11 protein-coding genes and 1 pseudogene are annotated in these 12427 nt (G+C 44.8%); 7 read left to right on the top strand and 5 right to left on the bottom strand.

From position 1 onward, the window contains the following. Nucleotides 1-45 precede the first annotated feature (45 nt). Entirely contained in the window at nucleotides 46-648 is a 603-nt protein-coding gene (locus B2Z67_RS08950; protein WP_291529480.1) for a phosphatase PAP2 family protein, read from the bottom strand. A gap of 106 nt (nucleotides 649-754) precedes the next feature. Between B2Z67_RS08950 and B2Z67_RS08945 the strand changes: the two genes are divergently transcribed. From B2Z67_RS08945 to B2Z67_RS08930, 4 genes and pseudogenes are all read left to right on the top strand, one after another. Further along, nucleotides 755-1663, top strand: coding sequence for a helix-turn-helix transcriptional regulator (locus B2Z67_RS08945; RefSeq protein ID WP_291529479.1), 909 nt, complete (start codon nucleotides 755-757; stop codon nucleotides 1661-1663). A gap of 190 nt (nucleotides 1664-1853) precedes the next feature. Continuing rightward, on the top strand, nucleotides 1854-2558 hold the full coding sequence (locus B2Z67_RS08940; RefSeq protein ID WP_291529478.1) for a succinate dehydrogenase/fumarate reductase cytochrome b subunit: 705 nt from the start codon (nucleotides 1854-1856) through the stop codon (nucleotides 2556-2558). Nucleotides 2559-2595: 37 nt separating this feature from the next. Further along, the gene (locus tag B2Z67_RS08935; protein WP_291529477.1) at nucleotides 2596-4575 is read left to right on the top strand and encodes a fumarate reductase/succinate dehydrogenase flavoprotein subunit; all 1980 of its coding nucleotides are present in this window, start codon (nucleotides 2596-2598) and stop codon (nucleotides 4573-4575) included. Between the two features lie 33 nt (nucleotides 4576-4608). Beyond that, nucleotides 4609-5362, top strand: a pseudogene (locus B2Z67_RS08930) (succinate dehydrogenase/fumarate reductase iron-sulfur subunit). A 75-nt stretch (nucleotides 5363-5437) separates the two neighbouring features. Here the strand turns inward: B2Z67_RS08930 and dprA are convergent. The 4 genes from dprA to B2Z67_RS08910 are packed head-to-tail and all read right to left on the bottom strand — an operon-like array spanning nucleotide 5438 to nucleotide 8809. Continuing rightward, nucleotides 5438-6556 carry a DNA-processing protein DprA gene (dprA, locus tag B2Z67_RS08925; protein WP_291529476.1) on the bottom strand — a complete coding sequence of 373 codons (1119 nt, stop codon included), beginning with the start codon at nucleotides 6554-6556 and terminating at the stop codon, nucleotides 5438-5440. Nucleotides 6557-6603: 47 nt separating this feature from the next. Continuing rightward, nucleotides 6604-7014, bottom strand: coding sequence for an acyl-CoA thioesterase (locus B2Z67_RS08920; protein WP_291529475.1), 411 nt, complete (start codon nucleotides 7012-7014; stop codon nucleotides 6604-6606). A 35-nt stretch (nucleotides 7015-7049) separates the two neighbouring features. Further along, nucleotides 7050-8333: a peptidase U32 family protein gene (locus B2Z67_RS08915; RefSeq protein ID WP_291529474.1), complete on the bottom strand. Its 1284-nt coding sequence runs from the start codon at nucleotides 8331-8333 to the stop codon at nucleotides 7050-7052. A gap of 11 nt (nucleotides 8334-8344) precedes the next feature. Continuing rightward, entirely contained in the window at nucleotides 8345-8809 is a 465-nt protein-coding gene (locus B2Z67_RS08910) for a DUF2059 domain-containing protein (protein WP_291529473.1), read from the bottom strand. A gap of 102 nt (nucleotides 8810-8911) precedes the next feature. Between B2Z67_RS08910 and B2Z67_RS08905 the strand changes: the two genes are divergently transcribed. From B2Z67_RS08905 to dusB, 3 genes are read left to right on the top strand one after another with little or no spacing between them, the layout of a single operon-like run. Continuing rightward, the gene (locus tag B2Z67_RS08905; RefSeq protein ID WP_291529472.1) at nucleotides 8912-10321 is read left to right on the top strand and encodes an AAA family ATPase; all 1410 of its coding nucleotides are present in this window, start codon (nucleotides 8912-8914) and stop codon (nucleotides 10319-10321) included. 11 nt (nucleotides 10322-10332) lie between these two features. Further along, nucleotides 10333-11187 carry a hypothetical protein gene (locus tag B2Z67_RS08900; RefSeq protein WP_291529471.1) on the top strand — a complete coding sequence of 285 codons (855 nt, stop codon included), beginning with the start codon at nucleotides 10333-10335 and terminating at the stop codon, nucleotides 11185-11187. Between the two features lie 37 nt (nucleotides 11188-11224). Next, nucleotides 11225-12199: a tRNA dihydrouridine synthase DusB gene (gene dusB / locus B2Z67_RS08895; RefSeq protein ID WP_291529470.1), complete on the top strand. Its 975-nt coding sequence runs from the start codon at nucleotides 11225-11227 to the stop codon at nucleotides 12197-12199. Nucleotides 12200-12427 lie beyond the last annotated feature (228 nt).

Here is a 12427-nt window from a genome sequence, read left to right as displayed (position 1 = left end):
AACTCTTAAAAGAAAACTGAATACATTCAAAACAGCTTCTAAAAGTCAATTCCCAAACAACCATTTATTCAGCCAATGGTTGATGTATACATTCACCACTGCACATCCGGCTCCAATAGCTGCACCAGCCAATACATCGGTGGGATAATGCACGCCTTCGTTCATACGCGAAATACCTACAGAGCAAGCCCATAAAGCGGAAGGACCAATCACATACCACTTTGGATACTTGATACTCAATGAAGTAGCCAGTGCAAATGCCGTCGCAGTGTGCGCCGAGGGGAAAGAAGGGCTGCTCTCATAACTATAGGCATGCACCAGGTCGGGATAACGGTCGTAAGGACGCTCACGATCAACAAGGTATTTCATTCCGTAACTTACCACAAAAGCGCCGGCTACACTGGTACCCACATATATGGCATTCTTTAATAAATCCCGGTCATTTCTTATCCAGGCAGTTACTGCCATAGCTACAGGAATACCGATAGCGACATAAGGTTCTGTCTTGGAAATTATTTTATTATAATTACGGATAAACTTACCATCCCAACTATTTACCTTGTGCAAAGTATTGATATCCCAATTCTGCGCAGAAATACTGAATACAACTAATGAAGCAAAAAATACAAAAATAATGGCCCTTTTCATAAAATCATTCTAATAGTTCGGAGCAAAGATAATTCATATTATTAGTATATTCATAAATTTATTCTATCTTTGTTGCCACATTTTTAGTTGTTTGCCTCGTATTATCATGACAAAAAGCATTCTTTGTACAGCGCAAGTAGACTGTAGCCTATGCCCTAAAATTTCAGAAGGGTCATTAGTTTATCGCCAATATCCTCAGGGACAGCATTTCTCAGCGGAGAAATGTGTTCAGAACTATATAATTTTTATGTTAAAAGGTGAGATGTTGATCAATAGTAACGAGTATCCGGGAACTACACTTCGCAGCAAACACTGTGTCCTGCAAGCCATAGGATCAAAAGTAGAATTATTAGCACTTACAGATGTTGAATATATAGTATATCGGTTTACTGAACTTCCTTTAATCTGCGAGGACCGTTATAAAGAAATCCTGGAACACTCGGAAGCCCCGTTAACATATACGCCATTAGTTGCCAATGCAAAATTACAACGCATATTATACGACATTGTCGACTATTTCAATGAACATCCTTTTCCTTGTGAGAAATACTTGGAACTCAAATACCGGGAATTAGTCTATATACTTACCTTATATTATCCGTTGCGCCAGATAAGCGCTTTCTTCTATCCGATTAGTACATATACGGAAAGTTTCCATTACTTTATTATGCAGAATTACGACAAGGTGAAAAATGTGGAAGAATTTGCCCATTTAGGCGGATACACGATTACCACATTCCGCCGACTGTTTAAGAATATGTATAATGTACCTGTATATGAGTGGATACTGGACAAGAAACGTGAAGGCATTTTGAACGACCTCCAACATACCGGGCAACGCATATCCGTGATTAGTGCACGCTATGGTTTCGACTCCCTCTCCCACTTTGCCCATTTCTGTAAAGACTCCTTTGGAGATACTCCCCGTTCATTACGGAAACGTGCGGCAAGCGGAGAGAAAATCACTATAATTAAAGAAAAAGGAGACGATTCGGCAAGAGAACAGGATGAATAGTAGAATTCTTCATCTTCCGCCATCTTGTTCCTATCAACTTGTCAATTTCTATCCATTCCCTTAATTACGGAATTATTTCTTTAATTCCTTGTTTAATCAATGTATTTCTCCTATTTTTGCGGGATATTAGGAGAATACTCCAATAAAGAGCAAATTTTCTAACTATTAAATAATTTAAATTCAATCATTTATGTGGTTAAGTAATTCATCTGTAGGAAGGAAAGTGGTGATGAGCGTTACCGGTATCGCCCTTGTCCTGTTTCTAACATTTCACATGGCGATGAACCTTGTTGCATTAATCTCGGCAGAGGGATACAACATGGTTTGTGAGTTCTTGGGAGCAAACTGGTATGCGCTGGTGGCTACGGCAGGTTTGGGCGTTCTTTTCGTTATTCACATCATTTATGCTTTCTGGCTGACGATGCAAAACCGCAAAGCGCGCGGTAACGAGCGCTATGCAGTTGTGGACAAACCTAAAAACGTGGAATGGGCTTCTCAGAACATGCTTGTACTGGGTATTATCGTCATTGTAGGTTTGGGACTGCATCTGGTAAATTTCTGGTCTAAAATGATGTTACCCGAAGTGATGCACAAAATGGGCATGCATGTGGATGTGCTGACTCAGGCTTATGCTGCCGATGGCGTTTATCACATTCAGAACACGTTCAGCAATCCGGTGTTCGTAGTGCTTTACCTCATTTGGCTCGCTGCGTTGTGGTTCCACCTGACTCACGGCTTCTGGAGTTCAATGCAATCTCTGGGATGGAACAACAAAGTATGGATTGACCGTTGGAAATGTATTTCCAATATCTTCTCCACGATCGTTGTTATAGGCTTTGCCTTGGTGGTTATCGTGTTCTATGCGAAATCATTGATGTGCGGCGCTGCTTGCTAAATTGTAAATTGTAAACGATTAAAATGTAAATAGCATTATGACTAAGATAGATTCAAAAATTCCGGAAGGACTGGTAGCTGAGAAATGGACTAACTATAAGGCTCACCAGAAATTGGTAAACCCAGCCAACAAGCGCCGCTTGGATATCATCGTAGTAGGTACGGGACTGGCAGGTGCGTCTGCCGCCGCTTCACTTGGTGAGATGGGTTTCAGAGTGTTTAACTTCTGCATCCAGGACTCTCCGCGCCGTGCGCACTCTATTGCCGCGCAAGGTGGTATCAATGCCGCTAAGAATTACCAGAACGATGGCGACTCTGTTTACCGTTTGTTTTATGATACGGTAAAGGGTGGCGACTATCGCGCACGCGAAGCCAACGTTTACCGTTTGGCGGAAGTGTCTAACAGCATCATCGACCAATGTGTGGCGCAAGGTGTTCCTTTTGCCCGCGAATACGGTGGCCTGCTGGATAACCGTTCTTTCGGTGGTGCACAGGTATCACGTACATTTTATGCTAAGGGGCAAACCGGCCAGCAATTGCTGTTGGGCGCTTACTCCGCATTGAGTCGTCAGGTTAATGTAGGTACTGTAAAGCTGTACACTCGCTATGAGATGCAAGATGTTGTTCTCATTGACGGACGTGCACGCGGTATCATTGCCAAGAACCTTGTTACCGGTGAACTGGAACGCTTTGCCGCCCATGCCGTAGTTATCGCTACCGGCGGTTATGGCAACGCTTATTTCCTTTCTACCAATGCAATGACCTGTAACTGTACGGCTGCCGTAGCTTGCTACCGCAAGGGCGCTTGGTTTGCTAACCCCGCTTATGTACAAATTCACCCCACCTGTATTCCTGTCCATGGTGACAAGCAGTCCAAGCTGACTTTGATGTCAGAGTCTCTGCGTAACGATGGTCGTATCTGGGTTCCAAAGAAACCGGAAGATGCCGTGAAACTCCAGAAGGGTGAAATCAGGGGAAGCGATATTCCCGAAGAAGACCGCGACTATTATCTGGAACGCCGCTATCCGGCATTCGGCAACTTAGTTCCGCGCGATGTTGCCAGTCGTGCCGCTAAGGAACGCTGTGATGCAGGTTTCGGTGTGAACAATACAGGCTTGGCAGTATTCCTCGATTTCTCTGAGGCTATCAACCGTTTAGGTGTTGACATTGTTCTTCAACGTTATGGCAATCTCTTCGATATGTATGAGGAAATCACCGACGTTAACCCGGGCGAACTGGCAAAAGAAATTGACGGTGTGAAATATTATAATCCGATGATGATTTATCCGGCTATTCACTATACAATGGGCGGTATCTGGGTGGATTATGAATTGATGACTTCCGTACAAGGTTTGTTCGCAATCGGTGAGTGTAACTTCTCCGACCACGGAGCCAACCGCCTCGGCGCTTCCGCATTGATGCAAGGTTTGGCTGACGGTTACTTTGTACTGCCTTATACTATCCAGAACTATCTGGCAGACCAGATTACAGTACCTCGCTTTTCTATTGATCTGCCTGAGTTCGCAGAAGCAGAAAAAGCCATTCAGGATAAGATTAACTGGATGATGAACATAAAAGGTAAGAAGTCTGTAGACTCCATCCATAAAGAACTGGGTCATGTGATGTGGGAATATGTAGGTATGGGACGTACCGCAGAAGGTTTGAAGACCGGTATTGCCAAGCTGAAAGATATCCGCAAGGAATTTGAAACGGAGTTGTTCATTCCGGGAGATAAAGAAGGTATGAATGTAGAGCTGGATAAAGCCATCCGTCTGTACGACTTCATTATCATGGGTGAACTCGTGGCTTATGATGCACTGAACCGTAATGAAAGTTGCGGCGGACACTTCCGCGAAGAATACCAGACTGAGGAAGGCGAAGCAAAACGTGATGATGAAAACTACTTCTACGTTGCTTGCTGGGAATATCAAGGCACCGACGAGAAAGCTCCTGTGCTGCTGAAAGAACCGCTGGTTTACGAAGCAATCAAGGTACAGACTCGTAACTATAAGAGCTAATCGGGAAGTTGAACTTTTAAAGAATTAAAGAAAATGGATAAAAATATAAGTTTCACACTGAAAGTATGGCGCCAGAAAAGTCCAAAGGCAAAAGGCGCTTTTGAAACATACCAAATGAAAGATATCTCCGGTGATACTTCATTCCTCGAGATGCTGGATATCTTGAATGAGCAACTGATTTCCGAAGGTAAAGAACCGGTGGTATTCGACCATGACTGCCGCGAAGGTATCTGNNATGTGTTCGCTCTACATCAACGGACACCCGCACGGCCCGGCAACAGGCGCCACTACCTGCCAGATGTACATACGCCGCTTCAACGATGGCGATACCATTACGGTTGAACCCTGGCGCTCGGCCGGTTTCCCGGTAATTAAAGACTTGATGGTCGACCGTACGGCTTATGACAAGATTATGCAAGCCGGTGGTTACGTCAGCATACGTACAGGTTCTCCCCAGGATGCCAACGCTATCCTGATTCCGAAACCTGTTGCCGACGAGGCTATGGATGCCGCTTCCTGCATCGGTTGCGGTGCTTGTGCGGCTGCATGTAAGAATGGTTCTGCCATGTTGTTCGTTTCAGCCAAGGTAAGCCAACTGAACCTGCTGCCTCAAGGTAAGCCCGAAGCATTGCGCCGCGCCAAGGCCATGTTGAGCAAGATGGACGAACTGGGATTCGGTAACTGTACCAACACCCGCGCTTGCGAGGCCGAATGTCCGAAGAATGTTTCTATCAGCAACATTGCCCGTCTGAACCGTGACTTTATTCTTGCGAAGATTAAAGACTAACTTCAGCGGCATACTTATTTGATTAATATCAGTTCCCCTGCCGGTATGTCCGGCAGGGGATTTTTGTTTCCTCTTCTACATCAACAGATGATATACTCCCCCTACCATTGCCCGCACCACACCTTTCATCTCCAGTTCGAACAATAACGCCGTCATACGGTTTACCGGAATGTCGGCCTCCACTACCAACATGTTGACATGCAAGTCACCCTGACGGGTAAGAACGCGGACAACACTCTCCTCTTCTTCCGACAGTTCAGGAAAGAGAGAACGCTGAACATTCTCCATCTTAGCCGGTTGCTTTCCGGCATCCCAGCCCATTGCCCGGACTAAGTCTTCGGCAGACTGGATAAGGGCGGCTTTATTATCGCGTATCAGTTGGTTACAACCCGCGGACGAAGCATCAGTAACACGACCGGGAACGGCAAAGCAATCACGGTGATAACCCACTGCCAAATCTGCCGTAATAAGAGAGCCACCCTTGTCGGCAGATTCCACAACGATTGTCGCATCACTCATACCTGCCACAATGCGGTTACGACTGACAAAGTTGTGACGGTCGGGGTTGGTTTCAGTAAGAAATTCAGTAAGCAGTCCGCCATTCGGCAGCATGTCAATGGCTGTTTTGCGATGAACAAAGGGATAGATACGATCCAGTCCGTGAGCAAGCACGGCTACAGTGGTGAGACTGTTGGCTAAAGCTGCACGATGAGCATGGATATCAATGCCATAAGCTAAACCACTCACAACCAATACATCGGGACAGAGGGCGGACAAGTCGCGCAGAAAATCGGTACAGAATTGTTTACCGTATTCCGTGGCACGGCGTGTACCTACCATATCAATTACATGAAGACGGTTGAAATCGACATTACCTTTAAAAAACAGGACTACCGGAGCATCTTCGCACTCGCGGAGACGGGAAGGGTAAGTCTCGTCTTTCAGCGTAAGACAGGTTAACCTGTTCTTTTCCACGAATTCCATTTCGCGTTCGGCACGCAGAAAAGCGGCAGGGTTATCAAGAGCTGCAACCACAGCGGGTCCTACACCGGAAAGGAGTTCGGGTAGTTCCCGGCGCCGGCGAAAAACTTCAGTGGCACTACCCATGCCTTCAATTAATCGCTTAGCCCCGATGTGTCCAATGCCGGGACATAGTGTGAGGGCTATACTGCAAATACGTTCATCGTTGTTCACGATAGTTAGTCGTTAGGGGTGAGTGATTAATGATCAGGGGTAAGTGATTAATGATTAATGGTGAGGTAGGGCGCAAAGATCCGGTCAAACAGTTCGCTGTCGCCCAAACTTCCGTTGACTAAGCAGACTGTTTCAACTACCGCTTTAACAACTACCTTATCATCACTCTTCCGGAAAATATCCTGATAGAATACATATTTAATACCTTCTTTCTTCATATACAGCTTGGAAACAAACTCATCGCCACTCCTCAAAGGAGTCTTGAATGCCATATTGATTCGTGCAACCACCGGGTCTACCCCTTGCTCGTGCAATTTAGCGAAGCTGACACCTGTCGACGACAAAAACTCATGTCGTGTATGCTCCAGGTAATGCTGATAGTTTGCATTGTTTACGATACCTTGCAGGTCGCACTCATAATCGCGCACCTTCATTGGGAGCTCAAAAATATAGTTCATCATTATGCTTGGTTTGCAAGTTTTACCATTTCAATTTATCCTCTTTCATTCTCAATATCAATCCCTTTAAACTTCTTCAATTCTTCCGTAGAAACCAGCTTGTAAAGCTTGTCACTGGGACGTATTTTATCTGTTTTCATGGAGAAGTGCTGTCCTTTCTTCACTGTTTGCACAGGCTTCAGGTTCACACGCGCCTCTTCAAGCGTCATGAATACCGCACCGGTAGTTGGCCCTGTAATCAGCAATTTATCTCCTACACTCAGTTCGGCAGCTTCTACCAGAAACTCCGCAACGCCAATATTCGAGAAGTATTTGATACCCTTGCCTGCATAGATTTTCCGTTCCGTAGCCGCAGAACCATAATTCGTTGTCCATTCGCCAAGACGTTGTCCCAAGTAATATCCATCCCAGAAGCCACGGTTGAATACGGTCTTGAGGCGTTCATCCCACGCAGCAATCTTTTCATCGGTAAATGTTCCGTCCAAGTAAGAACGAATGGCTTCTTTATAACATTCCACTACCGTACGCACATACTCCGGTCCACGGGCGCGTCCCTCTATCTTGAATACCCGCACGCCGGCATCCAGCATCTTGTTCAGGAAATGAATGGTCTTCAAGTCTTTCGGGGACATGATATACTGGTTGTCTACTTCCAGTTCCACGTCAGTTTCCTTATCACGCACGGTGTATGAACGGCGACATACCTGCATACAGGCACCCCGATTGGCTGAATGATTCATTTCGTGGAGAGAAAGATAACATTTTCCGGACACTGCCATACAGAGTGCACCGTGGCAGAACATTTCGATACGGATAGGCTTACCGCCAGGCCCGCAAATATTCTCTTCACGGATATGCCGGTGAATCTCAGCCACCTGTTCCAGATTCAACTCGCGCGCCAGCACCACCACGTCCGCAAATTGTGCATAGAAACGCAGTGCTTCTACATTTGAAATATTCAGTTGCGTAGAAAGATGTACTTCCTGACCGATTTGCCGTGCATAACTCATCACTGCCACATCCGCAGCAATCACAGCCGAAATTCCCGCCGCCTTTGCCGCATCCACAATGACGCGCATCAATGCCAGGTCTTGATCGTAAATAATAGTATTAACGGTAAGATAACTCTTCATTCCGTGCCTGTCACACGTTTGCGCTATTTCTTTCAGGTCATCAATGGTGAAAGTATTCGCCGAACGGGCGCGCATGTTCAGGTTCTCAATACCGAAATAGATAGAGTCGGCACCCGCCTGGATAGCTGCTGCAAGCGATTCGCGCGAACCGACGGGCGCCATGATTTCGAAATCGTTTAAGTTCATTGTTTACTTAATCACTTATTTCCCCGCGCTTCCAACTCCTGTTGCAGTTCGGTAGCGATTTCCATTCCCAACTGTTGTCCCAACTGCATACTTTCCGCCATCATGGCAGGGGTAGATGTACTCAGTTTCTTGCCAACGGGAGATTCATAGAAGGCTATAACCCCCTTCAAATCATCCAGTGTCAAATACTTCTGATAGATAGGAGTATAGAGTTCCGCTAACCGGCTGCCGAACTTTGCTTCCCACTTTTTCTGAAATTCATCCCAGAAAGAAGTGGAAACCGAGGGTGACTGTTGTTTCAACATAGCAATCATCTGCGGTACCATAGCCTGTGCCGATGCTATAGAACCGGATACTTCCAGCATTTTTTCCAGAACCGTTTTATACTCATTATCCACCTCCTGTGCCGATACCGAAGGTGCGGCAACAAACAGCATACCTACACACATTGCCACTAAAACCAAACCTTTTCTCATAATTCTAAATTAGTTAAATAAATGAATGATACAAAGGTAGGCTTTTTTGTGTCTCAAATGGATTTTTTATTGTAATTTTGTGTTCAATAAATATAGTTAGCCATGAAATTAAGGAAACTGACGATAAACAATTTCCGCTGTTTTGAAGAATTTGAAATAGAGTTCGCTTCACACATCACTGTTCTGATAGGGAAGAACGGAGCGGGGAAATCTTCTTTGATACATGCCATACACAATGCTTTGAGTTTTATCTTCACCAGGGATAGCAGTATGGATACTGAACTGATTGTTGAAGGAAATCCAAGCTTAAAGGTGGCCAACATTGCTACAAATGAAATATACTACAACAATACTACTCGGAGTTATGCCGACTATATGAGCATAAAGGCTCAGGCTATTTTGGCGAATAACGAAAATATAGAATGGGAACTTTATAAACGTTCCGTTTCAAATTCGCTGTTTCCCTCCAAATATAAAGATGCTTATGTACGCTTTATTGAGCAATACAAGCAGAATGATGTTTTACCTGTATTTGCTTATTATTCCGATTCATATCCACACATAAATACCCGAATAGGAAGTTTTGCTAAAGGAATACTCTCTTCTTTCAAGGCGATACCGCGCAATTTTGGTTATTATCAATGGGGCGAAGAAGCTTCTTGCACCGCTATCTGGCAAATCCGTTTTTTAGATTGCTGGGTAAATTCAATTCCTTTGCTTGCAATGAGGAACAAGCTGGAAGCGGAATCCGCCAAAGGGAATGCCGTAGATGAATCTAACTATAAAAGTATTGACCTTTTCCTTGAACCATTGCAAAGAGAAATGTCTTTCATTAATAATAGGTTGATTGAATTTTCTAAAGAAGACGAGAGCGAGGGATCCGCAGGTTTTGAAGTAGAAGGTTTGCAGGGAGATTATCGAGGACAAGAACCCGTATTGGTGATAAAGCGGAAGAACGGCGATTTGATACCTTTCGAAAACTTACCCGCTGGATATAAACGCTTGTTTTCTATTGTTTTTGATACCGCTTATCGAGCATATATACTCAATGGAGAAGTGGAACCGACAGGTATTGTTGTCATAGATGAAATTGATCTTCATTTGCACCCTACGCTAGAACAAAGCGTGTTGCAACGTTTAAACCGTACATTTCCGCAAATACAATTTATTGTTTCTTCTCATTCAGCATTAGTAATAACCAATCTGAATGCAAATAACGGACGGTCGGGAAGCATCGTTCTGAGAATGAATGAGAATAAAGCATTTCCTGTGGAATTACCTAACATGTTTGGCGTTGATTATAATACAACTATTTCTGATGTCATGCAAACACCTGCTCGCAATGGTGAGCTTAAAGAGCTGATTGATGATTACATAGTTCTGAAAGTACAAGGGTACGAAGAAGAAGCAAAAGCCGTTTTCGAGGAAATACAAGCCTTAATGGGGAATAACGAAGCTGATATTGCCCGTATCGAAAAAGAAATCGAAAAAGAGATTGAAAGCAATAGCTAAGAGCTTGAAGTATGAAGTACATAAATAAAGAGACATATTCAGAGGAAGCTTTGGACATTGTTTACCCTTTCTTACAAGAGGCATGGAATGCGATTGACAATGAATACATCGGACTGACTTACGAAGACTTCAGAAAGCCTAAATACAGGAGAGACTCTGTTGATGGTTCGGACAAAATAGTCGAGATAATGCGCAAGGAACAAGATGACTATTGCTGTTACTGCATGAGGCTAATAAGAGGCAAAAACATTACTATCGAGCACGTTATACCCCAGCAATGCGATAGTGACATAACTCCATACACCAAATATGCACCCGTACTGGCTAATCGAGTAGAGCATGTGGATGTTTTTAAAACCCATAAACCGTTGCCCTCAAAAACAGACTTGATGAAACAACCTCATGTAGTAGCCCATGCCAATCTGGTAGCTTCTTGCACAGGAATAGCCGTCGAAAACAATGACAGTTGTTGCTTTTGCAACGGTAAAAGGGGCAATACCCGTATTGTGCCTTTAATGCTTATGCAAGAGTGCATGTCGTTGGTTGGCTATCTGGTAAATGGACGCATGTATGCTATTAATAACAACTCTGAATATAAAGATACCATTAAGCAATTGCAACTTAATCATGACCGATTGATTGAAATCAGGCATTTATGGCATTTGATTCAGCGACAAGAACTTCTTTCATCTTTCGTACAAAGCGCGGATGAGAGATGTAGACAAGTAGCAATTATAAAAACCTTTGCAGTGAAGCGGTGGAGTGAAGTATCCGTTAATTATAAGAAATACGCAGAAAGTGAATTCTATTGGAATCTGTTGATGGACTATGAATGGTTTCATCAGTATTACAAGAATCTCCCCTGAATTTTACAGCGAAATAGTATTTAAGTTCATTTAGTTCATGAAGATAGGACACATAGACCTGGGCGAACGCCCCATCCTCTTAGCCCCGATGGAAGACGTTACCGACCCCGCATTCCGACTGATGTGTAAGAAGTTCGGCGCCGATATGGTGTACACGGAGTTCGTATCGAGCGATGCCCTGATACGTTCCGTCAGCAAGACCGAGCAGAAGCTGAGCATCAGCGATGAAGAGCGTCCGGTAGCCATACAGATATATGGAAAAGATACGGAAACGATGGTGGAAGCCGCACGTATCGTAGAAAAAGCGTGCCCGGACATTCTTGATATAAACTTCGGATGCCCCGTGAAGCGCGTAGCAGGCAAAGGTGCGGGAGCAGGTATGCTGCAAAACATACCCAAGATGCTGGAAATTACCCGTGCCGTAGTAGATGCCGTTAAGATACCCGTCACCGTGAAAACCCGCCTGGGTTGGGATGCCAGCCACAAAATCATAGTAGAACTTGCCGAACAGTTGCAGGATTGCGGCATTGCCGCCCTCACCATCCACGGTCGCACCCGTGCGCAGATGTACACCGGTGAAGCAGACTGGACTCTTATCGGCGAAGTAAAGAAAAACCCACGGATGCACATCCCCATTATAGGAAATGGAGACATCACCACCCCTCAAAGAGCCAAAGAGTGTTTCGACCTTTACGGCGTGGACGCCATTATGATAGGACGCGCCAGTTTCGGCCGACCGTGGATATTCAAGGAAGTGAGGCACTACCTGGATACCGGAGAAGAGCTTCCCCCGCTGAGCGCCGAGTGGAGACTGAACGTACTGCGGCAGGAAGTAGAAGACAGCGTCAACCTCCTGGACGAACGCCGCGGCATCCTGCATGTACGCCGCCACCTCGCCGCAAGTCCTTTGTTTAAAGGAATACCCAACTTCCGTGAAACGCGTATCGCCATGCTGCGTGCCGAAACAAAAGAGGAACTATTCCGCATCTTCGATACTTTCGATATTATTTAGCCTGCATTATACATAAGTGTCTCGTCATAAACGAAGTACTTACACTATGAATAATACAGGTTAGCCTCGTATCCTACATTATTCATACTGCAGGAGTTAAGGGGTTGTCAGTTTGTCACTTTGTATTTTTAATCGCCTGAGAATGCGTTATTTCCGCCCGAAGGCAAGGTTGGTTAGAAATACGCGAGTGAAAAGCAGTTAAGTATCAGACTGATAGAGAGATATCGA

The sequence above is a fragment of the Bacteroides sp. UBA939 genome (genome assembly GCF_002293435.1).
Classification (GTDB): domain Bacteria; phylum Bacteroidota; class Bacteroidia; order Bacteroidales; family Bacteroidaceae; genus Bacteroides.
This window is presented reverse-complemented; position numbering and strand designations above follow the sequence as displayed.